Annotated in this window: 22 protein-coding genes and 1 pseudogene; 6 read left to right on the top strand and 17 right to left on the bottom strand. The window is 71.6% G+C overall.

The window, feature by feature from the left end; all coding sequences use genetic code 11:
• The coding region (locus tag B9S57_RS05080; RefSeq protein ID WP_103514315.1) for a hypothetical protein at window positions 1-505 on the top strand (505 nt) is incomplete at its 5' end.
• An 88-nt stretch (window positions 506-593) separates the two neighbouring features.
• A pseudogene (locus tag B9S57_RS05075) lies at window positions 594-971 on the top strand (pectate lyase); the annotation flags it as partial.
• Between the two features lie 119 nt (window positions 972-1,090).
• Here B9S57_RS05075 and B9S57_RS05070 read toward each other — a convergent pair.
• The 15 genes from B9S57_RS05070 to B9S57_RS05000 form a co-directional block, all read right to left on the bottom strand.
• Window positions 1,091-2,257, bottom strand: coding sequence for a dienelactone hydrolase family protein (locus B9S57_RS05070; protein WP_103514310.1), 1,167 nt, complete (start codon window positions 2,255-2,257; stop codon window positions 1,091-1,093).
• Window positions 2,254-3,357 carry a pectinesterase family protein gene (locus tag B9S57_RS05065; RefSeq protein WP_103514309.1) on the bottom strand — a complete coding sequence of 368 codons (1,104 nt, stop codon included), beginning with the start codon at window positions 3,355-3,357 and terminating at the stop codon, window positions 2,254-2,256. The genes B9S57_RS05070 and B9S57_RS05065 overlap by 4 nt, the downstream gene beginning before the upstream one ends.
• Before the next feature lie 110 nt (window positions 3,358-3,467).
• Window positions 3,468-4,793, bottom strand: coding sequence for a polysaccharide lyase family 1 protein (locus B9S57_RS05060; protein ID WP_103514308.1), 1,326 nt, complete (start codon window positions 4,791-4,793; stop codon window positions 3,468-3,470).
• 68 nt (window positions 4,794-4,861) lie between these two features.
• A complete protein-coding gene (locus B9S57_RS05055; protein WP_103514307.1) occupies window positions 4,862-5,686 on the bottom strand; it encodes a rhamnogalacturonan acetylesterase in 825 nt (274 codons plus the stop codon).
• A 125-nt stretch (window positions 5,687-5,811) separates the two neighbouring features.
• On the bottom strand, window positions 5,812-7,146 hold the full coding sequence (locus B9S57_RS05050; protein WP_103514306.1) for a sugar ABC transporter substrate-binding protein: 1,335 nt from the start codon (window positions 7,144-7,146) through the stop codon (window positions 5,812-5,814).
• 268 nt (window positions 7,147-7,414) lie between these two features.
• Window positions 7,415-8,965 carry a glycoside hydrolase 43 family protein gene (locus tag B9S57_RS05045; protein ID WP_103514305.1) on the bottom strand — a complete coding sequence of 517 codons (1,551 nt, stop codon included), beginning with the start codon at window positions 8,963-8,965 and terminating at the stop codon, window positions 7,415-7,417.
• The gene (locus B9S57_RS05040) at window positions 8,962-9,786 is read right to left on the bottom strand and encodes a PmoA family protein (protein ID WP_103514304.1); all 825 of its coding nucleotides are present in this window, start codon (window positions 9,784-9,786) and stop codon (window positions 8,962-8,964) included. Before B9S57_RS05040 ends, B9S57_RS05045 begins: the two co-directional genes overlap by 4 nt.
• Window positions 9,783-10,955, bottom strand: a complete 1,173-nt coding sequence (locus tag B9S57_RS05035; RefSeq protein ID WP_103514303.1) for a Gfo/Idh/MocA family protein — start codon at window positions 10,953-10,955, stop codon at window positions 9,783-9,785. The genes B9S57_RS05040 and B9S57_RS05035 overlap by 4 nt, the downstream gene beginning before the upstream one ends.
• 73 nt (window positions 10,956-11,028) lie before the next feature.
• Window positions 11,029-11,946, bottom strand: coding sequence for a carbohydrate ABC transporter permease (locus B9S57_RS05030; protein ID WP_103514302.1), 918 nt, complete (start codon window positions 11,944-11,946; stop codon window positions 11,029-11,031).
• Window positions 11,943-12,881, bottom strand: a complete 939-nt coding sequence (locus B9S57_RS05025) for a carbohydrate ABC transporter permease (RefSeq protein WP_103514301.1) — start codon at window positions 12,879-12,881, stop codon at window positions 11,943-11,945. Before B9S57_RS05025 ends, B9S57_RS05030 begins: the two co-directional genes overlap by 4 nt.
• Window positions 12,882-13,000: 119 nt before the next feature.
• The gene (araD, locus tag B9S57_RS05020) at window positions 13,001-14,746 is read right to left on the bottom strand and encodes an L-arabinonate dehydratase (protein ID WP_103514300.1); all 1,746 of its coding nucleotides are present in this window, start codon (window positions 14,744-14,746) and stop codon (window positions 13,001-13,003) included.
• Window positions 14,743-15,645, bottom strand: a complete 903-nt coding sequence (locus B9S57_RS05015) for a dihydrodipicolinate synthase family protein (protein WP_103514314.1) — start codon at window positions 15,643-15,645, stop codon at window positions 14,743-14,745. Before B9S57_RS05015 ends, araD begins: the two co-directional genes overlap by 4 nt.
• A gap of 50 nt (window positions 15,646-15,695) precedes the next feature.
• Window positions 15,696-16,352 carry a GntR family transcriptional regulator gene (locus tag B9S57_RS05010; protein WP_103514299.1) on the bottom strand — a complete coding sequence of 219 codons (657 nt, stop codon included), beginning with the start codon at window positions 16,350-16,352 and terminating at the stop codon, window positions 15,696-15,698.
• Window positions 16,353-16,596: 244 nt separating this feature from the next.
• Entirely contained in the window at window positions 16,597-17,781 is a 1,185-nt protein-coding gene (locus tag B9S57_RS05005) for a hypothetical protein (protein ID WP_103514298.1), read from the bottom strand.
• Window positions 17,778-18,737: a 5-dehydro-4-deoxyglucarate dehydratase gene (locus B9S57_RS05000; protein ID WP_103514297.1), complete on the bottom strand. Its 960-nt coding sequence runs from the start codon at window positions 18,735-18,737 to the stop codon at window positions 17,778-17,780. The genes B9S57_RS05005 and B9S57_RS05000 overlap by 4 nt, the downstream gene beginning before the upstream one ends.
• A gap of 332 nt (window positions 18,738-19,069) precedes the next feature.
• Here B9S57_RS05000 and B9S57_RS04995 point away from each other — a divergent pair, with 332 nt between their 5' ends.
• The 4 genes from B9S57_RS04995 (at window position 19,070) to B9S57_RS04980 (ending at window position 22,276) form a co-directional block, all read left to right on the top strand.
• Entirely contained in the window at window positions 19,070-19,879 is an 810-nt protein-coding gene (locus B9S57_RS04995; protein WP_103514296.1) for an NAD(P)-dependent oxidoreductase, read from the top strand.
• 203 nt (window positions 19,880-20,082) lie between these two features.
• The gene (locus B9S57_RS04990; protein WP_103514295.1) at window positions 20,083-20,655 is read left to right on the top strand and encodes a dihydrofolate reductase family protein; all 573 of its coding nucleotides are present in this window, start codon (window positions 20,083-20,085) and stop codon (window positions 20,653-20,655) included.
• 108 nt (window positions 20,656-20,763) lie between these two features.
• Window positions 20,764-20,997: a hypothetical protein gene (locus B9S57_RS04985; RefSeq protein WP_103514294.1), complete on the top strand. Its 234-nt coding sequence runs from the start codon at window positions 20,764-20,766 to the stop codon at window positions 20,995-20,997.
• 64 nt (window positions 20,998-21,061) lie between these two features.
• Window positions 21,062-22,276, top strand: a complete 1,215-nt coding sequence (locus B9S57_RS04980) for a TerD family protein (RefSeq protein WP_181011235.1) — start codon at window positions 21,062-21,064, stop codon at window positions 22,274-22,276.
• A gap of 116 nt (window positions 22,277-22,392) precedes the next feature.
• Here B9S57_RS04980 and B9S57_RS35165 read toward each other — a convergent pair whose 3' ends face one another.
• Both B9S57_RS35165 and B9S57_RS04975 read right to left on the bottom strand, forming a co-directional pair.
• The gene (locus B9S57_RS35165; protein ID WP_014156926.1) at window positions 22,393-22,623 is read right to left on the bottom strand and encodes a hypothetical protein; all 231 of its coding nucleotides are present in this window, start codon (window positions 22,621-22,623) and stop codon (window positions 22,393-22,395) included.
• Window positions 22,624-22,702: 79 nt separating this feature from the next.
• Window positions 22,703-24,283, bottom strand: a complete 1,581-nt coding sequence (locus B9S57_RS04975) for a TROVE domain-containing protein (protein WP_103514293.1) — start codon at window positions 24,281-24,283, stop codon at window positions 22,703-22,705.
• Window positions 24,284-24,602: the final 319 nt, after the last annotated feature.

Here is a 24,602-nt window from a genome sequence, read left to right as displayed (position 1 = left end):
GGTCACGTCGGCGGGCCGGGAGGAGCCGTCGGGCGGGCAGCGGGTGGCCGCCGGACCCACGCCGCACCGCACTGCCTCGCCGTCCCCCGGCCGGGGCGGGGGACGGCCCTCGGGCAACGGCCCGTTGTGGTCGGACGGTTCGGTGAACCCGAACAGCAACGCCTACTGGGCGCAGAGCGAGGTGACGGTCAGGACGACACGGCCGCTGCCGGAGCTCACCGTCGAGCTGCGGATCGCGCAGACCGGCGGGGTGAACACCACCGGTTCCTGGCGCTCCCTGCCGGTGGGGGACTTCACGGTCTCGGCACGCGAGGAGGGCGGCTTCCTCGTCTACCGCTGGACGCTGAAGCCGGGACGGAGCGTGCCGACCGGTACGCACACCTTCGCGGGGCAGTACAACCACGCCGAGGGCGACCGTGACGCCGGGCGGGACGACTACACGGCGCGGGCCCGCGTGGCGGGCGGACAGGCCTCGGTGAGCGGTGGCTTCGGCGACACCCCGTGAGCGCGGCCGGGTCCTCCGGGCGCCCGGAGGAATCAGTTCCGAATCCCGGCAACCCTTTCGCGGACGGTGGCGACCAAGGAATGCGAACGGCGGAGGCGCCAAGGGGGCCGAGGACAAGGTCTTCCAGTTCAACGGGGCGGGCGAACTGACCGTCTCGGGCTTCCAGGTCGAGGACTTCGGCAAGCTCGTCCGGTCCTGCGGCAACTGCTCGACGATGTACGAGCGCGACATCGTCGTGAAGGACGTCGACGTCACGGCACCGGGCAAGTCCCTGGTCGGCATCAACAGCGACTACGGTGACACCGCCACGCTGAGCTCCATCCGGATCCACGGAGACAGCGGCAAGAAGATCGAACCGTGCGTCCGCTACGAGGGCAACGACGACGGTGACGAGCCGGAAGAGGTCGGCAGCGGCCCGGACGGAGAGTTCTGCCTCTACTCGGAGTCGGACATCAGCTACGAGTAGACACGCCCTGAGGGGTATCCCTGGACCAGGGGCCCGGTCCGGCGCGGCGGCGCCGGACCGGGCCCCTGCCCGCGCCCTGACGCCCGCGGCGCGATGGCCGCCGTACGGCTGGGCCGTGCTCAGCGGGACCGGCAGGACGCGTACCCGGTCGTGGAGGGGGTACCGACGGCAGCCGGCACCGCCGGGGCCTGCGCCGGTCCGGACGCCCCGCCCACCCACCGGTCCAGCCACGCGTACGCCCCGTCCTGCATGCCCGCCCCGAACGCGTGCCCCTGGCCGGGCCAGACCTCGGTGGTGAGCCGGTCGCCCGCTCCCTGCGACGCCCAGACGGCCCGCAGTGTGCGGTACGCCGACGTGACCCCGGCGGGCGGGAAGAGGGGGTCCGCCCCGCCCGCCTGGAACAGGGCGGGCTTCGGGGCGGCGAGCGAGGCCACGTCGGGAACGTCCAGGAGCCGGTTGAGGCCGGGGTGGAGCATGAAGTACGCGGACTGGCCGCGCAGGGTGTTGTCACCCGGGACCAGCATCTCGCGCAGGCCGGTCATCCAGCACACGGCCGCGGCGGCGCGGACGTGGTCCGAGAGGGCGGAGAGCTGCCAGGCCCGGTAGGCGCCCATGGAGAAGCCGAGCGCACCCACCCGGCCCCCGTCCACCTCCGGCAACGACGCGAGGAAGGCCGCGGCGCGGATGTCCTCGTGCGCGGCGAGGCCGGCCGGGGAGGTGCCCAGCTGGAGGAGGTTGGCGGCCAGGGCCTGCTGGTCCTCGTAGGCGAGCGGTCCGCGGTCGCCCCAGCCGAGGGTGTCCACGGCGAGGACGACGTAACCGCGGGCCGCCAGTTCGTCCCCGGTGAACCGGCCGCCGTAGTGCCGGGCGGCCCAGGCGGTGGCGCGGGCGAGGCGGTCCGGGGCCGCCCACGGGCGTACGGCCTTCTCCCGGCCGATGGCGAACTCGCCCCCGTGGTCGTGCAGGACCAGCACCGCCGGGAAGGGCCCCGCCCCGTGCGGCACCAGCAGCGAGCCGCGCGCCCGCCCGTACCGGGTGAGGGCGAACTCCACGGTGCGCGCGGTGTACGGGCCCGCGGTGTGCTCGTCGACGGTCACCGGGTCGAAGGGGTGCGGCCCGGCGTCCGGCGGCTGCAGCAGCGCCTCCCCGACCGCCGCGCGCGCCTCGGCGCGCCAGGTCGGGAAGTCGCGGGTCGCGGACCTCTCCCAGGAGAGCGGGAAGGTGAGTTCATCCTTCAACTGCTGGTGGAACGCGGGGAGTACGCGACCGGTGAGCCCCAGGGTCACGCGCAGGGGCGCCAGTCGCCGAGGTAGTCGGCAGGCGTGTGAACGCGGGCTTCGGTCCGGCCGAGCTGCGGCCGGTTGTCCGGGACGGTGATGCGCGCGCCGGGGCCCGTGTTGCGGTATTCGGCGAAGCGCTGGTCCTGCCAGGGGAAGCCCGCGGACATCGTGCCGTAGGGCTCGTCGGCGTCGATGCCCGCGCAGAGGCGGGTCTCCCGGACGGTCAGCATGGGATGGGCGGTGAGGTCCGAGGAGGGCACCCAGGGGCGGGCCAGCTTGTAGTAGGCGTCGGGGGCGGTGCTGGTGACGCGCGAGCGCTGGACCAGGTAGCCGTGCGGGTTGGCTCCGGCGGTGCTGGGTGCGAAGACGAAACCGTACGGGGCCGCGGCCAGGTCGGTACGGGTGAGGGTGCGGAAGTGGCAGCGGTCGAAGACGGCGGTGGCGCGGCCGAAGACGAAGTCGACGTCGCCCTCCATGTAGCAGCCGCGGTAGTACTGGCGGGCGAAGGCGGTGAGGGCGGGGGAGTCGGCGTACAGCGTGTCCTGGTGGCCGAGGAAGCGGCAGCCGTAGAACGCCGAGCGGTCGCCCTGCACCTTGAGGGCGACGGCCTGGGTGCCGGTGTACTCCGGGTTGTCCGAGCGCAGCCAGTCGTTGGCGAAGGTGATGTCGCGGGCGGTGAAGTCGGCGGCCCGGACGGTGACGGAGGCGGAGCCGCTGGTGCCCAGAGTGCCGGACCCGTCGGGCTTCGGGGTGCCGGCCGCGTCGCCGTGGACCAGGACGGTGTCGCGCGGGTCGCCGCTCGCGCCGATCAGGGTGAGGCCGGTCCGGTCGGCGGGGACGGAGAGCTTGCCTCGGTAGGTGCCGGGGGCGATGACGAGGGTCCGGCCGGTGCCGGTGGCCGCGTCGAGGGCGGACCGTACGTCGGTGAAGTCGCCCCTGCCGTGCGGATCGACGTAGAGCGTCAGGGCGTCGAGCCGACGGGACGGCGAGCCGTGGCGGCCGAAGGGGTGTGCGGGAGCGGGGCGGGCGTGGGCGGCGGGGGCGCCCAGGGCGAGGGCCGCACCGGCGCCCGCGAACAAGGACAGGGCACTGCGTCTGCTGGGCATGGCGGTACTCCTTACGGGGAGGGGAGGCAGGCCGGAGCGACGCCTTCCGGGGTGGTGGAAGGGTGCGGTGCCGCTCCGGCCGGTTCGGGGTGGGGTGGGGTGGGGCGGGGTCAGCGGACCAGCGGCTTGCCGGCGCCCGCGCCGAGGCCCACGAGGAGCGGGACGACGAGCGGGTGGTTGACCTTGGTGCGCAGCGTCGGGGTCCAGCCGGCGCCCTCGGTGAGGTGCTCGGCGGGCACGCCCGCGTTGTGCACGGCGATCAGGTCGGTCCTGCGGCCGTTGACGTAGTTGTTGTCCGCCGAGACGGAGGACTCGGACCACTTCTTCAGGATCTTGGCGCTGTCGAAGCCGGATCCGAGGCTGAAGGCGTTGGAGTCGGCGACGAGCTGCGACTCGGCCCCGATGCCGTAGCTGTAGCCGTAGACGCTGCCCCTGGTCGCGACGAAGTGGTTGTTGTACGAGTCGACCTGCCCGAAGCGGACGCGCGGCGCACGCTCGTTGACGTCCTTGAACAGGTTGTGGTGCAGGGTGACGCGGAGGTGGCCGCGGTCGGTGGCCCCGGCGCTGTCGCTGTTGCCGATGAGCATCGTCTTGTCGTGGTCCTTGAGGACGTTCCACGAGACGGTGACGAGGTCGGCTCCGCGCACGATGTCGAAAAGGCCGTCGTGCTGCTGGAACTTCTCACCGAAGTAGCTGGGCTGCTCGGAGTCGGGCCGGTCGCCGTCGCTGAAGGTGTTGTGGTCGACCCAGACGTGGGTGGAACCGTAGACGACGAGGTTGTCGTACTCGGAGTTCCAGTGGCCGGTCTCCCCGTCGGTGGGGTCCCACTGCGGGAAGCAGTCGTAGGTGTCCTCGAAGGAGATGTTGCGGACGATGACGTTGGAGACGCCCCTCACCTGGAGGCTGGCGCCGATGACCGTCGCGTCCTTGCCCACGCCGACGAGGGTGGTGTTGGACGGGACGTTCACGTTGACCGCGGCTGCCTGCGTCTTCGCGGAGGCGAGACGGGCGTCCTCCAGGGGGCCGGAGGGGACCTCGTCCATGCCCCAGACCGCCGGGTCGTAGGCGGCGAGGTACTTGTCCAGGGTGTAGCCGTCCTGCTGGTAGGCCTCGCAGCCGATCGGCGTGCCTTGCGCGTCCGAGTTGCCGTGGACGGTGCCGGCGATCCTGACGATCTTCGGCGCGTCCCCGGCGTCCTCGAAGGCGGCGATGAGCTCGGCGCGGTTGGTGACGGTGTAGACGTGGTCGGGGGTGGCGTTCGCACCGCCGGTGGTGGAGCCGTCGGCGGAGGCCCAGCCGTCGCCGGCCGGGAGCACCGAGCGCTCGATGCCCCTGCCGTGGGTGGTGGCCTGGGCGGGGACGCTCACGGCGAGGGCGAGCGAGGCGGTGCCCAGGACCACGGCGACGGCCCGGAGGTTTCTCATGCGTGCGGACATGGCTGATCCCTAACTGTCGTACGCGGAAAAGAGGGAATACGGGGAAAGTGCGAGGACGGGGCGGAGGCTCAGGCCTCGGGCCAGGTGATCCACGTCCCGGGCACCGGCTCGTCGAGGCGGCGCAGGTCACGCGGGGCGAGCACGCGCCCGTCCAGAAGGGCGCGGGCGGTCGTCCTTGCCACGTCCACGGCGCCGTCCGGACGGAAGTGGGTGTTGTCCTGCTTGCCGTCGGGGTAGTTCGGCGACTCGCCGGGCTCCAGCCAGTTGAAGTACGCCTCGGTACCGTCCGGGCCGAGTTCCTGCCAGCGGGCGAGGGAGAGGGCCTGCATGTCGAGCAGGGCCACACGCTCCTCGGACGCCAGGGCGCGCATGGCCGCGGGGTACTCGCCGTGGGTGGGCTTCGCGGTGCCGTCCTCGGCGAAGCGGCGGCGCTCGACCGGCGTGATCAGCACGGGCTCCGCGTGCCGGGCGCGGGCGCCCTTGACGTACTGGCGCAGGTACTCCTGGTACGTGGTGTACGGGTCGGTGCCGCGGGCGGGGTCCTCGGTCTTTTCGTCGTTGTGCCCGAACTGGATGAGGACCAGATCGCCCGGACGGACGCCGTCCAGGAGCGCGGTGAGCCGTCCCTCGTCGATGAAGCTCTTGGAACTCCGGCCGTTCATCGCATGGTTGGCGACGGTGAGGCCGCGCCCGAGGAAGAAGGGAAGAGCCATGCCCCACCCGGTCTCGGGTGCGGCGTCGGCGTACTTCTGGGCCGCCGTGGAGTCGCCCGCGATGTGGAGCGTCCGGAGCCGGGGCCGGCCCCCTCCGCCGTGTGCGAGGGCGGGGGTGGCGCTGAGGGCGAGGGGCAGCGCGAGAAGTGCGGCTGCCGTCCGCCTGCGGGTGAGTGACACAGGATGACTGCCTCTCTCGGGGGACAACGTGAGGTGGTGCCGGGGGTGGGGACCCGGCGGCGGGGTGCGACCCGGACCGCCGCCGGGCCCCCGGTCGTGGGGGCCGTCCGTGAGGGGCGGCCGGGTCAGCCGTTGCCGAGTTCCTTCCACTCCTTCTGGGCGGCGTTCAGCTCATCGGCCATCGTGTCCAGGAAGGCCTTGGCCGTGACCTTGCCGAGGAGCACCTTCTGGAACTCCGGCTCGTTGTCCGCCTTGCTGATGTTGTTCCAGTCGGGCAGGTAGTACGGCAGGTCGACGATCTTGGTGGAGCCGTCGGTGAGGGCCTTCGCGGCGAGCGCGGTCGGCTCGGTCTCGGAGATCCAGGGGTCCTTGGCCGCTTCGGTGTTGGCCGGGATGGCGCCCGCGGACTCGTTCCACTTGCTGTTCGACTCGTGCGAGGCCGCGAACTCGATGAACTTCCAGGCGGCGTTCTTGTTCTTGCTGGACCGGAAGAGGCCGAGACCGTCGACGGGGTTGGAGACCTGGACGCGGGTGCCGCCCTCACCGATGGGTGCGGGTATGCCGGCGAACTTGTCCTCGCCCAGCGCCTTCACGTGGTCCTGGTAGGAGCCGAGGTTGTGGCTGAGCATGCCGATGGTGCCGGAGTCCCACTGGGCGACCATCTTGGTGAAGTCGTTGTTGACGTCGGCGGACGGCGTCGTCTTCTTGAAGAGGGCGGCGTACTTCTCCAGCGCCGCGACGTTCTTCGGGTCGTTGAGGGTGGTCTTCTCGCCGTCCCAGAAGTCCGTGATGCCGCTCTGGCCGTAGATCGCGTCCAGGGCCTGGGCGATGGAGCCCGCACCGCCCCGGATGGTGTAGCCGAACTTGTTGTTCTTCGCGTCCGTCAGCTTGTCGGCGGCCTCGTAGAACTTGGGCCAGGTGGTGGGGGCGTCCAGACCGGCCTGCTCGAACAGGTCGGTGCGGTACCAGAGAGCGCCGTTGTTCGCGGAGGTCGGCACGGAGTACAGGTCGTCGCCCCGGCCGGCCGCGGCTCTGACGCTCTCGACCATGCCCTCGACGAGCTTGCCCTTCAGCGCGGACTCGTCGAGCCGGTCGTTGACCGGTTCCAGTGCCTCCTGGGAGACCATGCTCGCCAGGTAGGCGGTGCCGACGCCACCGACGTCGGGCAGCCCGCCGCCCGCGATGGCCGTGTCGTACTTGGACTGGACGTCGGCGATCGGGATCGGGACGTACTTGACCTTGATGTCCGGGTTCTCCTTCTCGAAGTCCTTGATGATCTCGGTCCAGATCGCGGTGCGCGGACCACCGTTGTTGTCCCAGAAGGTGATCTCGCCCTTCCCGCTGCCCTCCGTGCCGGAGTCGCTGCCGTCGTCGCCACAGGCGGTGGCCCCGAGGGCCAGGACGGCGGTGAGGGACACCGCGGTCGCGGCACGCCCCCGGAGCGTCTTCGAGATGTTCATGTCGGCTCTTCTCTCTCGGATCTGTACGCGTACGTGGGGGGAGGTCAGTGGTGTGTGCCGTGCGGCGCCTGTGTGCGGGGCCGCACCGGACCGGCTCGGGCACCGAGCCGGTCCGGCGGGTGTGCCGGACGCCCCCGTGGCAGCTGTTTCCGACGACCGGCTCGGTCGCTCCACGTGTGCGGGAGGACGGTGAGGGTGAAGGCGGTGAACGGTCTCGTGCGCTCGGTACGGAGGTGCGTCATTGCGGCTCCCATACAGCGGTGCGGGGTCAGACGGTGTGGGGTCTTCCGGTGGTGCGGAACGCGGTGAAGCCGGCTGTTCCGGAGGGCCCCGGGCCGGCCGGTGCGGTGGCGAAGAGGCCCAGCAGCGCGCCGACCCACCGCCAGGGGGTGGCGGCGAAGACCTGGCCGGACGCCCGGAACCCGGCGCCGTCGCCGGTGTCGGCCCAGAAGCGGCAGCGGGCGCCCCGGGTGACCTCGATCCGGACCCGGACGGTCCCGCCGGGCGCGGGGCGGGGGTGTTCGGCGTCCCGCTCGCGCTCGGCGACCGTTTCGGCGTACCGGTGCACGAGCCGTGCGGTCCCGTCGGCCCCGGCCTCCAGGCCGATCCACGAGAAGGCGTCCCCGAGCACGGCGAGCCCGGCCTTGGCGCCCGGTTCGCCGGTGTCGAGCGTGATGCCGGTCTCGACGCGGAACTCCTCGGCCGGCAGCCGCTGCACCAGGACGTTGGGCAGGGTCCGCAGATCGTGCGCGTAGGCGGTCCGTACGCAGCTGAGCCGCAGCCCGTCGCCCCGGTGCCCGACCGTCCAGCCGGGCCGCGGGTCGGCCGTCCACTGCCACTGCCGGCCGTACCGCCCGCCGGGGAAGTCGTCGCTGGAGGCCGGTGCCTCGACGGCCTGCTCCGGAGCCTTCGGGGCGCGGTGCGTGAGGACGGGTTCGCCCTCGTCGCCGATGACCGGCCAGCCCTCCTCGTCCCAGCGCATCGGCTGGAGGTGCACGACGCGGCCGTACGCGCCGCGTGCCTGGAAGTGCAGGAACCAGTCCTCACCGGCGGCGGTCCTGACCCAGCCGCCCTGGTGCGGGCCGTTGACCTCGGTGCTCCCCTGGGCGAGGACGACCCGCTCCTCGTAGGGGCCGGCGAACGTCCGTGAGCGGAAGGCACCCTGCCAGCCCGTCTCCACTCCCCCGGCGGGGGCGAAGATCCAGAACCAGCCGTCGTGCCGGTAGAGCTTGGGGCCTTCGAGGGTGAACCAGCCCGGGATCGTGTCGGCGTCGATCAGGGTCGTGCCCTCGTCGAGGAGTTCGCGTCCGTCGGGGCTCATCCGGTGGCCGGTGAGCCGGTTCTTGACGCCGGAGCGCGACTTGGCCCACGCGTGGACCAGATAGGCATCGCCGGTCTCCTCGTCCCACAGGGGGCAGGCGTCGATCAGGCCCTTCCCCGCCTTGACGAGGTGCGGTGCGCTCCAGGGGCCGCGGATGTCCTCGGCGTTGATCTGCTGGATGCCGTGGTCGGGGTCCCCCCAGAAGATCCAGAAGCGTCCGGCGTGATGGCGCAGCGAGGGTGCCCACACCCCGCAGTCGTGGCGGGGCACGGCGAATTCGGCGTCGCGGCCGAGACGGTCGAGGGCGTGGCCGATCAGCGTCCAGTTGACCAGGTCGCGGGAGTGCAGCAGGGGCAGTCCGGGGGCCCGGCCGAAGCTGGAGGCGGTCAGGTAGTGGTCGTCGCCGACGCGCACGACGTCCGGGTCGGACCAGTCGGCGTTCAGGACCGGGTTGCGGTAGGTCCCGTCCCCGAGGTCGGCTCTCCAGGGCATCGTCATCCGGCGACCGCCTTGCGGACGAGGGCCGCGGCGGCGTCCCGGTCGAGGCGGCCGTCGGCGATGACGGTGACGACCCTGCGCACGACGGTGGCTCCGGCGGCGACGGGAAGCCTCCGGTCCGCGGCGAGGGAGGAACCGACCCCCGGGTACTCGGTGGTCCGCACGAACCACGGGTCGCGCCGGGTCTCGTCGGTCGCGCCGGCGAAGACGAGCGTCCAGCCCTCCCCGGCGAGGGCCAGCCAGTCGGCGGCCCTGCCGTGCACCGCCTCCTCACCGTCGAGGGTCCCGCTGAAGACGGCGGGCGGAGCGGCCTCCTTGGGGGCGCGCCAGAAGAAGCCGCCGTACCCGGCGCCGGGGCGGCCGTTGGTGGCGGGGCTTCCGATGGAGAGGTCCGTGGAGCCGCGGTTGGTGAGGGAGAAGGAGAAGTCCAGCGCCCAGGCGGTGTCGGAGAGTCCGGCGACGGCGACGGTGCGGTGCTCGCGCAGCAGTTCGGCGCCGTCGGCCTCCCAGCTGAGCTCCTCCACGAAGCCGTCCGGGTCGCGGAGTTTCCATCCGAGGTGGCGCTGCGTGCCGTGGTTGTCGAGCTCGGTGGGGCCCTGGTCGCGGACGTAGGTGCGCCCGCCCCAGAAGTTGTGCCCGGCCACGTCGGGCACCGCGACGGAGGCGCCCAGGTGGTGGATGTGGTCGGCCGGGCGCTCCTCGGTGACGGCGGTGCCGGCGAGGGTCGTGACGGGGTGCAGATAGGGCCGGCCGTCGGTCCCGGGCCGGTAGCTGTAGCGGCCGACGGGGCGTCCGGCGCAGCTGAGAAGTGCGGTGGTCATGGTGTGCTCACCTCGCTGGGTCGCGCCCAGGAGGCGCCTAGTTCGGAGAAGAGGGTGAGGGTGTCGGCCGCGGCGGCGACGGTCCCGTCGATGCCGCGCACGATGCGGCGTACGCCGTCGCCCTTGTCGGCGGGCCGGGTGTGCCAGGCCGTGGCGGGCAGGGCGGTGGGTTCGGGGGCGGTGCGGACGGCCTCCAGGACCCGCATGAAGCCGCCGGTACGCTCCGGCGGTACGAGGAGCGCGGTGCCGTCTTCCAGGTGGCCGACGAGGTTCTCCAGCAGGTCGGTCCGTCCGTGCACGGCCTCCTCGGGGCCGTGTCCGGCGCGCTGGACCAGGACCCGGTCCTGCTTGTACCAGAAGGTGATGCGGCCGCGGTCGCCGTGGACGATCACGTACGGTTCGCCGGCCTCCTCCGCGCAGAGGGTGACCGCGACGGTGACCGGTATCCCGGCGGTGGTGGTGATCCGGACGCAGCTGGTGTCGTCGGACTCGATGTCGTGGGCCCGGAAGAGCTCGGTCTCGATGGAGGCCACGTCCTCGGCCGTTCCCGGGCCGGCCAGTTCGAGCGCGGTGGCGACGGCGTGCGCCAGGGGGTTGGTGAGCACCCCGTCGACCACGTCGGTCCCGCCCATCCTGCGGCGCCCGGCCCAGGGGGCCCGCCGGAAGTAGGCGTCGTCGCGGACCCAGGCACCGGCGGCGCCGATGCCGCGGACGTCGCCGATGGCTCCGGAGCGTACGAGGTCCTTGATGGCGGGCACGGCGTGCGAGCCGAGGGACTGGAAACCGATCTGGCAGGCGATGCCCGCCTCCCGGGCCCCGTCGGCCATGCGGGCGTAGTCGTCCCAGGTCGCGGCGGGGGGCTTCTCCAGGAGGAGGTGGACGCCCCGGGCCGCCGCGGTCAGCGCCAGCGTGGTGTGGGTCGGGATGGGGGTGCAGATGACCGCGGCGCGCGCTCCGGTGGAGTCCAGGAGAGCCCCGAAGTCGGGGGACTGCTCGGGCATCTCGGCGGCGAACAGGTCGAGTTCGCCGTCGGTCAGCGGGTTCAGTTCACAGATCCCGGCCAGCCTGACCAGGCCCTGGTGCTGGAGGCGGCGGATGTTGGCGAGGTGCCAGCGGCCGTGGCCGCGGGCGCCGGCCAGGACGACGGGCAGGGGGGTGGTCGCGCTCATCGGCCCGCCCTCCTCTCTCCGGCCCCGCGGGCCACCGCGACGGCGCGGGGGTGGAGCTTCCGGGTCATGTCCGTCATCCCTTCACGGCGCCGGCGCTGAAGCCGGTGATGAGCCACTTCTGGATGAAGGCGAAGACGATGACCACCGGCACGGCGGCGATGACACCGCCCGCGGCCAAGGCGCCCAGGTCGACGCTGTCGGCGCCGATCAGGGTGTTCAGGCCGACCGGGATCGTCTGTTTGTCCTGCTCGCTGAGGAACATCAGGGCGAACAGGAAGTGGTTCCAGCTGTGGACGAAGGCGAACGATCCGACGGCGATCAGCCCGGGGCGCAGCAGCGGCAGGACGACGGCGCAGAAGGCCCTGAAGCGCGAGCAGCCGTCCACCCAGGCGGCCTCCTCCAGGGTGACCGGGACGTTCTTGATGAAGCCGCTGATCAGGATGATCGACAGGGGCAGCTGGAAGACGGTCTCCGCGATGACGACACTCCCGAGGGAGTTGATCATCTGGAGGTTCTTGAAGATCTCGAAGAGCGGCACGAGCATCAGGGCGCCCGGGATGAACTGCGAGCAGAGCAGGGCCAGCATGAAGGCGTTCTTGATCTTGAAGTCGAAGCGGGCCAGGGCGTAGCCGCCGGCCAGCGCGACCAGGGTCGTGGCGATCAGCGTCGCCACGCCGACGATCATGCTGTTCTGGAAGAAGACGGCGAAGCTGCGCTCGTTCCAGACCTTGGAGAAGTGCTCCCCCGTCATGGGCCAGGGCACCAGCGAGGTGGAGCCGGCGGGCCGTACGGCGAAGAGGAGCATCCAGTAGAACGGGATGAGCGTGAAGAGCAGGTAGATGCCCAGCGGCACGTAGATCTGCCAGCGCGGTACGTCGTCGAAGGCGCGCTCGCGCTTGGAGCGGCGGGGCGTGGAGGGCGGCGGGGCGTCGTCCCCCCGGGAGGGCCCGGGTGCGCGGGCGTCGTTCTTCTCTACGAGTGCGGCAGTCACTTGTGGTCGCCTCCGAACTTGCTCAGGCGCAGGTAGACGATCGAGCAGAAGAGGAGGATCACGAAGGCGACGGTGGTGAGCGCGGACGCGTATCCGAAGTCGTGGCCCTCGATGCCGGTATTGGCGACGTAGAGCGGGAGCGTGGTGGTCTCGCCCGCCGGCCCGCCGCCCGTGAGGGTGTAGAGGAGGTCGACGTTGTTGAACTCCCAGACCCCGCGCAGCAGGGTGGCGAGGATGATCGCGTCGCGCAGGTGCGGGAGCGTGATGTGGAAGAACTGCCGCATGCGGCCCGCGCCGTCCACCGAGGCCGCCTCGTACAGCTCCTTGGAGACGGACTGGAGGTCGGCGAGGATGAGGATGGCGAAGAAGGGCACTCCGCGCCAGAGTTCGGAGACGGTCGCCGCCCAGAAGACGGTTCCGGTGTCGGAGAGGACCGAGGTGCCGTAGTCGCCGATGCCGGCGTCCGCGAGGTAGCGGCTGAAGCCCGTCGAGGAGTTGTAGAGCAGGATCCAGATGGTGCTGGTGAGCACGCCGGAGACGGCCCAGGGCGAGAAGACCATGGCGCGGGATATGCCGCGGCCGATGAAGCTCTGGTTGACGATCAGCGCGAGCACGAGACCGAGCGCGAGCTGGAGGGTCACCTGGGTGAAGACCCACTGGGCGCTGAAGCCCAGCGTCGACCAGAACTGGTCGTCCTCGGTGAAGATCCGGGTGAAGTTGTCGAGGCCGGCGAAGCCGTTCCGCCACGGCTTGGTGACGTTGTAGTTCTGGAGGCTGTAGTAGAAGACGCTGATCACCGGATAGGCGATGAAGCCCAGCATCAGCAGGCCGGCGGGGGCGATCAGCAGGTACGGCAGGCGGCGGGAGCCGGCCGAACGGCGCCTGGGCGCCTTCCCCTTGGGGGGCGGTGTGGCCACGGCTACGGATTGGGCCATGACGCGTCTCCGATCTTCGAAGTGCTGGATGTGCCGTGCTGTCGGTGCGTGGTGCAAGCGCTTACCGCATGCCGTTCGGCATCCCGGACGGGTCGGTGCGCGGAATTCCTCTCGCCCGGTCAGCCCGCGTAGGGGTCGGGCACTTCTCCCTGCCTCGCCAGGAACGTGAAGTCGCAGCCGGTGTCGGCCTGGGTGATCTGGTCCTGGTAGAGCGCCCCGTAACCGCGCCCGTAGCGGGCGGGCGGCTCGGTCCACCGGGACCTGCGGAGCTCCAGCTCCTCGTCGGTGACGTCGAGGTGGAGCAGCCGCGCCTCGACGTCCAGCGTGATCAGGTCACCGGTGCGGACCAGGGCGAGGGGCCCGCCGACGAAGGACTCGGGTGCGATGTGCAGGACGCAGGCGCCGTAACTGGTGCCGCTCATCCGGGCGTCGGAGAGCCGCACCATGTCCCGTACGCCCTCCTTCAGCAGGTAGTCCGGGATCGGCAGCATGCCGTACTCGGGCATCCCGGGGCCGCCCTTGGGGCCTGCGTTGCGGAGCACCAGCACGTGGTCCGGGGTGAGAGCCAGGGCCGGGTCGTTGATGGTGCGCTGCATCTCCTTGTAGTCGTCGAAGACGACCGCGGGACCGGTGTGGCGCAGGAGGTGCGGCTCCGCCGCGATGTGCTTGATGACCGCACCGTCGGGGCAGAGGTTGCCGCGCAGCACCGCCACGCCGCCCTCCTCGGCCAGCGGGTTGTCGCGTTCCCTGATGACGTCGGCGTTGTGGACGAGCGCCCCGTCGAGCTGTTCGCGCATGGTGGCGTGCGTGACGGTCGGGCGGTCCAGGTGGAGCACGTCGGTGAGGCGCGCCAGGAATCCAGGCAGCCCTCCGGCGAAGTGGAAGTCCTCCATCAGGTACTTCCCGCCGGGGCGGAGGTTGGCGAGGACGGGCACGGTGCGGGCGATGCGGTCGAAGTCGTCCAGGGTGAGCTTCACCCCGGAGCGGCCGGCCATAGCGATCAGGTGGATGACGGCGTTGGTGGAGCCGCCCAGCGCCAGGACGGTGGCGACCGCGTCCTCGTAGGCGTCCGCCGTGAGGATCCGCGACAGCTTCATCTGCTGCCACACCAGTTCGACGATCCGGATGCCGGACTGTGCCGCCATCCGTTCGTGACCGGAGTCCACGGCCGGGATGGACGAGGCCCCCGGCACCGTGACGCCCAGCGCCTCCGCGGCGGCCGTCAGGGTCGAGGCGGTGCCCATCGTCATGCAGTGACCGGGAGAGCGGGCGAGGCCGTTCTCCAGCTCGGCCATCTCGCAGTCGCCGATGAGGCCGGCCCGCTTGTCGTCCCAGTACTTCCACATGTCCGTGCCCGAGCCGAGGACCTCGTTGCGCCAGTGCCCCGGCAGCATCGGCCCGGCGGGCACGAAGACCGTCGGGAGGTCGACGGACGCGGCGCCCATGAGCAGCGCGGGCGTGGACTTGTCGCAGCCGCCCAGCAGCACGGCGCCGTCGACGGGGTAGGAGCGGAGCAGCTCCTCCGTCTCCATCGCCAGCATGTTGCGGTAGAGCATCGGGGTGGGCTTCTGGAAGGTCTCCGAGAGGGTGGAGACCGGGAACTCCAGCGGGAAGCCGCCCGCCTGCCAGACGCCCCGCTTGACCGCCTGTGCACGTTCACGCAGGTGCACGTGGCAGGGGTTGATGTCGGACCAGGTGTTGAGGATCGCGATGACCGGCTTGCCCAGGTGCTCCTCGGGGAGGTAGCCGAGCTGCCGGGTGCGGGCGCGGTGGCTGAACGAGCGGAGCCCGTCCGTGCCCCACCACTGGTGGCTGCGCAGCTCCTCGGGAGCGACGCGGGGTCCCTGTGACGACGTGTCCGTCATACGGACCACCCGGCGACCAGGTCGGCGACCTCGGCTCGCTGCGCCTCGGGCAGCACCCGGCTGGGCGCGCGTACGTCGCGGCGGCAGAGCCCGAGCGCGGCCAGGGCCTCCTTGACGACGGTCACGTTGTTGGCGGACTGCCGGTCGGCGCGCAGGTCCTCGAAGCGGCGGATCTGCTCCCAGACCTTCATGGCCACGACGTAGTCGCCCGCGCGCAGCGCTTCCAGCATGGCCAGCGAGACACCGGGGGCGACGTTGACCAGGCCGGAGGTGAAGCCGGTCGCGCCGGTGGCGAAGTAGGAGGGGGCGTAGAGCTCGGCGAGACCGGCGATCCAGACGAACCGCTCCAGGCCGGCGTCCCGTGCGAACGCGCCGAAGCGGGCGGCGTCCGGGACGGCGTACTTCACACCGATGACGTTGGGGCAGCTGTCGGCGAGCTCGGCGAGGCGCTCACCGGCGAGCAGCGGGTTGCGGACGTAGGGGACGACCCCCAGCTCGGGGACGGCCTCGGCGATGGCCCGGTGGTAGTCGATCCAGCCGTCCTGCGAGACGTAGGGGTGCACCGGCTGGTGCACCATCAGCATCTCGGCGCCGGCGTCCCTGGCGTGCTCGGCGGCCGCGACCGCGGTCGGCACGTCGTGGCCCACACCGACCAGGACGGTGGCCCGGCCGCCCGACTCCTCGATGGTGAGCTCGGTGACGGTACGCCGCTCGTCGGGGGTGAGTGCGTAGAACTCACCGGTGTTGCCGTTCGGGGTGACGATGCGGACGCCGCCGTCGAGCAGCCGTCGCAGCAGGGCGCGGTGCGCCGGGATGTCGATGCCGCCGTCCTCGGCGAACGGTGTCACCGGGATCGCCACAACGTCTGCGAGGGCCGCCTTCAGCGGTGAGAAGTCCATGCGGACTGACCTTTCGTCGAGGTGCTGGTGATCCATGTCCAGCTGGTGGTTCACGTCGTGTCACCCCCGTCTTCGTCGTCGGGGAAGGCGCGGCGCACGAACGATGCGATGTGGTCGTGCAGGGCGCCCGCGGCGGCGTCCGCGTCGTCGGAGAGCGCGAGCCGCAGGATCTCGCGGTGTTCGGCCGCCTCGCGCTCCCAGGACGGGATGGCCGACCAGGCGACGGTCGACACGAGAGCGGCCTGGTCGCGGATCTCGTCGAGCATCCGGGCGAGCAGCGGGTTGCCGCAGGGGAGGTACAGGGCCCGGTGGAAGTCCCGGTTGGCGAGCGACCTGTCCGCCTTGTCGATCGCCGAGTCGGAGCGCTCCAGGGCCTCCTGGGCCGCTTGGAGCGAGACCTTGCGGGTGATGGAGCGGCGCAGCGCCTCCGGCTCGAGGAGGAGGCGCACGTCGTACACCTCGCGGGCCATCGTCGCGTCGACGAGCCGCACGGTGGCACCCTTGTACTGGCTCATGACCACGAGTCCGGTGCCGGCGAGCGTCTTCAGCGCCTCGCGGACGGGGGTCTTCGACACCCCGAACTGCGCGGCGAGTTCGGTCTCGACGAGTGCCTGTCCCGGCTTCAGCTGCGCGGTGAGGATGGCGTGCTTGATCGCCTCCAGCACGTACTGGGTCCTGGACGGGATGGGGGCAGGCGCAAAGGTCATGGGTGAAGAGCTCTCACATCTCGCGTATCGCGTCTCATATATGACGTACGAAGTACGACGCCGATGAAGCTAGAGCGGTGGGAATGTTTCGTCAACGCTTCTGGCAAAAGAAGTTCACCGAACGCGGAACCGGTCCGGCGCCGGGTGGGCCCGAACGGTCGGGCGGTCGCGGGGACGGAAAGCGGCGCAGGCCCCCGGCCGCACGCCGGGGACCTGCGCCTCGAGGGTCTTGACGGCTCCGCGCTCAGCCGCCGCGGACCGCGGAGAGGGCCTTGGTGACGGCATCCAGGTCCGGTCCGGAGGCAAGTCCCGCGTGGTACAGGCGCAGTTGGTCCGCGCCGAGCGAGGCCGCGTGCGCGGCGTCCCGCTCCAGGGTGCCCGGGCTGCCACCCATGCCGCTCACCACGTTGAAATTCGCGGCCAGCACCCCGGACAGCCCCGCGAACGGTCCGAGCACCGCCTCGCGCGCCGCGTCGCCGCCGGTGCAGGGCAGCACGACACCGTCCGCCGTGGACAGGATGTGGGCGGGGTCCGTCCCCGCGTTGGCGCCGGTGCGGTGGGAGGCGGGGTCGGCGTGCAGCAGGACCTGGAAGTCCGGCCCCGGCGCCGCGCCCCGCACGGCGGCGACGGCCGCCTCCTGGAGACTCCTGGCGACCTGGACGCGCCGTCGCAGGGTGGCGTCCGCCACGTCCGCCCCGAGCAGCTTCTCCACCCCGGACCAGCCCTGTTCCTCCGATCCGGAACCGGCCCAGACCGGTTCCAGGGCACGGCGCACGGCGGCCCGCAGCCCCTCGGCGTCCAGCCCCACCGAGGGGTAGCCGGCGCGGCAGTCGGAGCAGAAGCAGAGGGACATCAGATACTGCGCCGCGTCCCCGAGCGCGACCCCGGACACCTTGTCGTGGGCGTGCAGATGGGCGAAGCCGTACCAGCCGCAGGACTCCAGCTCGGTGCCCGACGCGCCGGGCCGCGCGGCCGCCTCCGCCGCCAGGTCCACCAGGTAGGCGTGGACGGCTGGCCGGGCGATGCACGGCGCCCAGGGGTAGCGGTCGCCGTAGGCGTTGACCACGCAGGTGTCCGGGTGTTCGGCGCCCATACGGGAGTTGTGCGCGAGGACCACCCAGGAGTGCACCTCGAGGCCGGCGCCCGCCAGGGTGTCGGCCGCCTCGGCCCAGGGGTCCTCCCCCGCCACCCAGGACTGCCGGTAGGGGCGCAGAGCCCGCCCCGTCCACCGTGCGGCGCCCGGCGGATAGAGCACCGCCGCGTGCTCGGCGGTCACGATCCGGCGGCCGGGGTGGCGCGGGGTCAGGGCCCGGGTGGAGTGATAGGCGGAGGCGAGCGTCACCTGCTCGACGCCGAGCCCGGCGAGGCGGGCGGCGGCGTCCGGGTCCCCCACGACGTCCCAGGGGTAGAGGAAGGCGGAGGCCTTCACTTCGCCTCCTGCGCGCGGTACTTCTCCAGCAGCGCGCGGCCGTCGGCGATGATCGAGACCAGCTCCCCGACGTGCTCGGCCGGCGGCTCGGTGAGCGGGGTGCGCACCGGGCCGACGTCCAGGCCCTCGAGCCGGACGGCGGCCTTCACGAGCGACACCGCGTAACCGCGCCCCTTTGCACGCAGTTCGACGAGCGGCCGGTAGAAGTGGTCGAGCAGCGCGTTGACCAGGCCGTCGTCGCCGGCCTCCAGCGCCCGGTAGAAGGCCAGGGCGATGTCGGGGGCGAAGGCGAAGACGGCGGAGGAGTAGAGCGTGACGCCGATGCCCCGGTAGGCGAGCCCGGTCAGCTCTGCGGTGGGCAGCCCGTTGAAGTACAGGAAGTCCTCGCCGGGCAGTCCGGTGCGCACGGCGCTGACGATGCGCTGCATCAGGTCGAGGTCGCCGTAGCCGTCCTTGAGGCCGATGATGCCGGGCGTCCGGGCCAGCGCGACGACGGTCTCCGGGGTGAAGACCGCGTTGTCCCGCTGGTAGACGACCGTCTCCAGGGAGGTGGCGGCGGCCAGGGCGGCGTAGTGCGCGAGCAGCCCCTCCTGGCCTGCGACGACGAGGTAGGGCGGCATGGCGAGGAGCCCGTCCGCGCCGGCCTCCTCGGCGAGCTTCGCGTACTGGATCGCGAGCGCCGTGCCGTAGCCGGCTCCGGCGACCACGGGCACCTGTCCCGCGGTCTCCTCGACGGCCGCCGCGACGACGAGCCGGAACTCCTCCGGGGCCAGGGCGTGGAACTCGCCCGTGCCGCAGCAGGCGAAGACGGCCGCCGCACCGGCGTCCACGCCCGCGCGCACGTGCGCGCGGAAGGCGTCGAGATCGACGGTGCCGTCCGGCCCGAAGGCGGTGACGGGGAAGAAGAGCGGCCCGGCGACGTGAGTGAGTCGGGCGGCAAGGGGGGCTGAGGTCACGGGCGCTCCCTGAGCAGATTCAGGCGTGCACAATTATGATCGGTGTCCATATTTCTGAACGGCGCCACGCTAAGCCAGCCTCGCGGCGCCGGTCAAGAGACGAACACCCGACCGGAGGACGAAACGGCTGACACCGCCGGACACTTGACGTGGTCCGCCGCGAGTTCTTAGCGTGTCCACGCATGTGAATGCCGTCCATGAATTTGAGGCATCGGGCGGTGGCGTGGCCTCTGCGTGCCACGCGTACCTTGCTGTCCGTACGTCCGCCCCACGCAGCACAGCACCGCACCGTCCGCGCACGCGTCCTGCGCCCGCACCGAGGAGATCCCCGCATGCCAGCACCCCGCACCGTCCTTCTCACCGGCGCCGCCGGCGGCCTCGGCACCCTGATGCGAGGCCTGCTCCCCGCATACGGCTACGACCTCCGGCTCTTCGACCTCACCCCCATCGAGGGCGAACCGGACGCCGTCACCGCCGACCTCGGCGACAAGGAGGCGCTGCGGGAGGCCGTGCGGGGCGTCGACGCGGTCATCCACCTGGCGGGCATCTCCCTCGAAGCGTCCTTCGACAAGATTCTGCACGCCAACATCGAGGGCACCTACAACCTCTACGAGGCCGCGCGTGAGGAGGGCGTGAAGCGCATCGTCTTCGCCTCCTCCAACCACGCCATCGGCTACACCCCGCGCCCGCTCGCCGGTGACCCCCTGATCCCGGTGGAGACCCCCCGCAGACCCGACACCTTCTACGGCCTGTCCAAGTCCTTCGGTGAGGACCTCGCCCAGTTCTACTGGGACAAGCACGGCGTGGAGACCGTCTCGGTGCGCATCGGGTCCTGCTTCATGGAGCCGACCTCGGTACGGATGCTGTCCGTCTGGATGAGCCCCGGTGACGGCGCCCGCCTCTTCCACGCGGCCCTCACCGCCGAGGACGTGCGGCACACCGTGGTCTACGGCTCCTCCGACAACACCCGCCTCTGGTGGGACCTGACGACGGCGCGCTCCCTCGGCTACGCCCCGCAGGACGACTCCGAGCAGTACGCGGAGAAGCTCGTCGCCGAGCACGGCGAACTGGACCCGGCCGACCCCGACCACGCCCACCTCGGCGGCCACTTCGTCACGGACCCGCCGATCTGGCCCTACTGAGCCGTCCTCGGACCCGGCCCGCAGGGCCCGCACGGAACCGTTCCGCGCCCGGCGGCCGCGAACCGCCGCGCTCCGGGCGGGCGACGACCGATGAGTTTCCCCGTGGCCCGCGGTCATGGATCACGATCGGTGCACGGAGGCCGCGCGGGCGGTCGTACCATGCACCGATCGGATCTGCCGGTCACTCGAAACGGGGACACACGATGCGCACTCTGATCAGCTCCGCCTTCATCTCGCTCGACGGCGTCGTGGAGGGCCCGGGCGGCGAGCCCGGCTACCGGAACTCCGGGTGGACCTTCAAGGACGTCGACTTCCTGCCCGAGGCGTTCGACATCAAGGGCAGGGAGCAGAAGGAGGCCACGGCGATGCTGCTGGGCCGCGCGAGCTACGAGGCCTTCAGCGCGGTGTGGCCCGGCATGGAGGACTTCGCCGACTACAAGGTGATGCCGAAGTACGTCGTCTCCACGACGCTCACGGACGACGACCTGGTGTCGGACTGGGGCGAGACCACCATCCTGCGCTCGCTCGACGACGTCGCCGCGCTGAAGAGGACCGAGGGCGGCCCGATCATCGTCCACGGCAGCGCCACCCTCAACCAGCACCTCTCGGACGCCGGCCTCGTCGACCGCTACCACCTCCTCGTCTTCCCCCTCCTCCTCGGCGCGGGCAAGCGCCTCTTCAGCACCACGGACAAGGACACCCAGAAGCTGAGGCTCGTCGAGCACGAGGCCTACGCCAACGGGCTCCAGAAGAACGTCTTCGACGTCGTCCGCTGACCCGTTCCCGCGCGGCGGGGGTATGCGGAGCCGGACGGGCGGCCCCCGCCTGCCGGGCGCCCCGAAATTCACGCGACGGGCGGCCGGCGAGCGGGGCACCATACGGGCATGCCCAGACCCTCAGGATTCCGGTACGAGCAGCACAGCGACGGGAGCGTCACCGTCACGCACCACGGCCGCCCCGCGGGGACCCTGCGCGGTGGCCGTGCGGAGAAGTTCCTGGCGGAGGTGGTGTCCGGCGACGCCCAGCTCGTCATGGCGCGCTGGACCGGCGCGTACCGCCACGGCAACGAGCGCACCGCCCGAGAACACCCCCGCAACCGGGGCGGGGGTGGGCGCTGAGCCGTCCGGAGCAGGCCGCCGAAGGTAAGGGAACGGCAAAGCCGGGTCGTTCGTTAACCCGTGCATGACCGCAATGACCCCCGGCTCGAACATCCCTCTCTCCACCGCCCGCGTGGCGGTGGACGTCGCCGCCCCGGTGCGGCTCGACGTCTCGGGCCTGCTGCTCACCGCCGACGGCAAGGTGCGCTCCGACGACGACTTCATCTTCTACAACCAGCCCTCGGGCCCCGGCGTGACCTACCGCTCGGGCGGCGGGTCCGCACCCGACGCGATCGTCGTGGACACCACGGCGGTCCCCCCGGGCATCGAGAAGATCGTGGTCACGGCGAGCCCCGACGAGGCGGGCCGGACCTTCCAGGGGGTCGAGCCCACCGCCACCGTGCGCAACGCGGACGACGGCAGCCCGCTCGCCACCTTCACCCCGCCGCAGCTGGGCGGCGAGACGGCCCTGGTGGTCATCGAGATCTACCTGCGCAACGGCGCCTGGAAGGCCCGCGCGGTCGGCCAGGGCTATGCGAACGGGCTGGCGGGCATCGCCACGGACTTCGGCGTCTCGGTGGAGGAGCCCGCGGCGGCAGCCCCGCCCGTTCCCGCCGCGGCACCGCCCGCACCACCCGCCGCTCCCCCGGCGACCGCGCCCGTGGATCCGCGGATCGCCCCGCCGGCGCCCGCGGCACCGCCCGCACCGCCCGCCGGCTCCGGCAAGATCAACCTCGACAAGGGCAAGGTCAGCCTCCAGAAGAACCAGACGGTCTCCCTGGTCAAGGGCGGCAGGCCGCTGCTCTCGCAGGTCAAGATGGGCCTCGGCTGGGAGCCCGCGTTCCGCGGCAAGGACATCGACCTCGACGCCTCGGTGGTCGCCTTCGGCCCCGACCGGAAGCACCTGGACAGCTGCTACTTCGGCAAGCTCTCCATCCTCAACGGCGCGATCAAGCACTCCGGCGACAACCTCACGGGTGAGGGCGCGGGCGACGACGAGGTGATCGTCGTGGACCTCGGCCGGATCCCCGCCGACGCGACCGGTCTGGTCTTCACGGTCAACTCGTTCACCGGGCAGAAGTTCACCGAGGTCGCCAAGGCCTACTGCCGGCTGATCGACGCGGCCACCGGCGAGGAGCTGGTCCGCTTCGACCTGACCGGAGCCGAACCGCAGACCGGCGTGATGATGGCCAAGCTGATCAGGCAGTTCTCCGGTGAGTGGGAGATGACCGGGATGGGTGAATTCGTGAAGTCGCGGACCGTTCGCGGCATGGTCAAGCCGGCCGCGAAGGCCCTGTAGCGCCACCACCCGCCACCACCCCCGGAACGGCTTCCGGGGCACCCGACGGGTTTCCCCTCAGGTGCCCCGGATCCGGAGAGTCTCCGGTGGGACGCTGTGCGTGCTCGTCCGCTCTCTCAGAGCTTGGTCAGCTTGGAGTACGGGCTCAGGATCCTCCCCTGTCGCCCCGAGAAGTCGATGAGCACTGCGTCGTTGTCGCCCTCGACAGCAAGGACTCGTCCGAGTCCGAACTGGTCGTGCGACACCCTGTCGCCCACATCGAAGCATTCGACCGGTGGGGCCGCCTGGGCCGGGCGGTTGAAGGGACTGGAAGGCAGGTGACGCCGGGAACCGGCTGACTGTTTCATTACGGTCGAGTATGCGCCCTGTAAGCGCCCGACGCCATGCCCGACCGCTCCGGAGCGGGCAGTAGTGCCGGATTCGTAATCAGTCGTTCCAGGGCCAGTCCGCGCTCCTGCCCGCTTCCAGCAGGGGCACCATGCGGAACGCCGCGTCGGAAAGACCCCCGAAGGTGTGGCGGTTCTCGCTTCCAGACGCCGCGTGCCCGACCCGGTAGCCGGCCAGGTTCCAGGTGTACACGGGCACGTCCGCCGGGACGCCCTCGGTGGCATCGCCGTAGTGGGTGAACGACGCCTGCTCGTCCGTGACGATCAGCACCCGGTCGTGTCCGCGGTAGTGCCGGCGCACCGCCTCCACCGTATTGGTGCCGCCGAGGCTGCCGAAGCGGTCGAGGATCTTCAGCACGGACTCACCTCGCCGGAAGCCGACCGCCGCGCTGCTCGTGCCGAACTCCACCAGGTCGCCCTCGGCGGCCCTCAGCGCCAGCGCAGCACCGAAGACGGCGGCCGCGTCGGCGCAGCTCAGCAGGGAGCGGTCCGAGAGCGGCGACCACATCGAGCCGGAGCGGTCGACCAGGATCAGGGTGCGTCCGGGAAGTGCGGGGACGTTGCCCAGGGAGTGCCCGAGCGCCCGCTCCAGCGGGTAGGACCAGCGCAGCGACGGCGCGTGCTGGTAGGCCGCGAGGTAGCGGAAGGGGAACTGCCGCGACGCGGCGACGGCCGTCGGGTCACTGATCCGCGCCGCGACCCCGGCCGCGACCTCGTCGGAGACCCCCGCCTCGTCGAAGTTGCGCAGGTTGCGCACGAGTGCCATCGCCCCCATGGACGGGATCACGGCCTCCCAGGCCGTGGCGTCCATCGCCCCCTGGAGCCAGCCGGCCACCGCCTCCCAGGTCATGCCCGCCGCCGCCAGCCGGTCCGCGCCGTCCGGCCCGGTGACCACCGCACGGCGCTCGGTGACCGGCAGGTCCATCAGCGCCCGGTGGGCGGTCAGGGTCCGGCTCGACACGGGCGGAACGGCGTCCTCGGGGTGGTGCCTGCGGTCCAGGGCGTACCGGAAGAGGTCGCCCTGCCAGGGCTTGGCGGGGTCCGGGGCGGCGTGCACCAGGTTGAGGACGTCGCCGAAGCGGTAGCCCTTGGACGCCGTGTCGTACTTCAGCAGCGCCTTGCCGTGGTAGAGGCGGCGTACGGCGTCGGCGATCCCCCGCTTGACCGGCTTGGGCACGGCGCGCCCGTAGCGCGAGGTCCAGTACCCGAGCAGCTCTCCGGGCTCGTCAGCACGCAGCAGGACCGAGTCCACGACCTGCCGGTTGGACGGGCCGCCCGTCGCGCCCGCGTCGAGCCGTGCCTTCACGTACTCGGCGGCGCCGACGACCGACGCGCTGCGCATCTGTCCCTCGCGGCGCAGCCAGCTCAGCAGCCCCGCGGTCCACTCCGGGTCCTCGACGGCGAGCGTCCGCACCAGGGTGGCGAAGCGGGTGTCCCGTCCCTCGCCGTCCTCGTGGAAGGTCTCCTGCGACACGAAGTTCGCGACCGCGAGCAGGAAGAGCTCGGAGCGGCCGTCCCGGAGCTGCCCCCCGGCGCCCTGGTGGTTCGGCGCGGTGCGCCCGGTCGACTTCACGGGCGAGGTGACGCGGGGACGGGTGAGGCGGGTGTTGAAGCGTGCCATGTGAGTTCCCCCGAATTCGTGAAAGGCAGGGGGAGGGCACAGCGAAGAAGGGGTGCCCGAGATCAGGAGTCGGCGACGGTGCTTGTCCGATGCTCTACCCGATTGAGCTACCGGCCGGGGCCGGGCGGGACTCGAACCCGCAACCGTCAGATCCGTGGAAGTACCCGTCGCCTGCGCACCGGGCACCCCGGCGCTCGTGCCTCCCGAGGTCAGGACGGCTGCGGCGGTTTCGGGAAAGGAAGGAGCCGCTGCCTTCGCACCGGGAGGTGCATGGCCATGACCTTAGGAGAGGGGCGGCTCGGTGCGCGAGGGGATTTGC

Origin of the sequence: Streptomyces sp. SM10 (genome assembly GCF_002910915.1) — a bacterium.
GTDB lineage: Bacteria > Actinomycetota > Actinomycetes > Streptomycetales > Streptomycetaceae > Streptomyces.
This window is presented reverse-complemented; position numbering and strand designations above follow the sequence as displayed.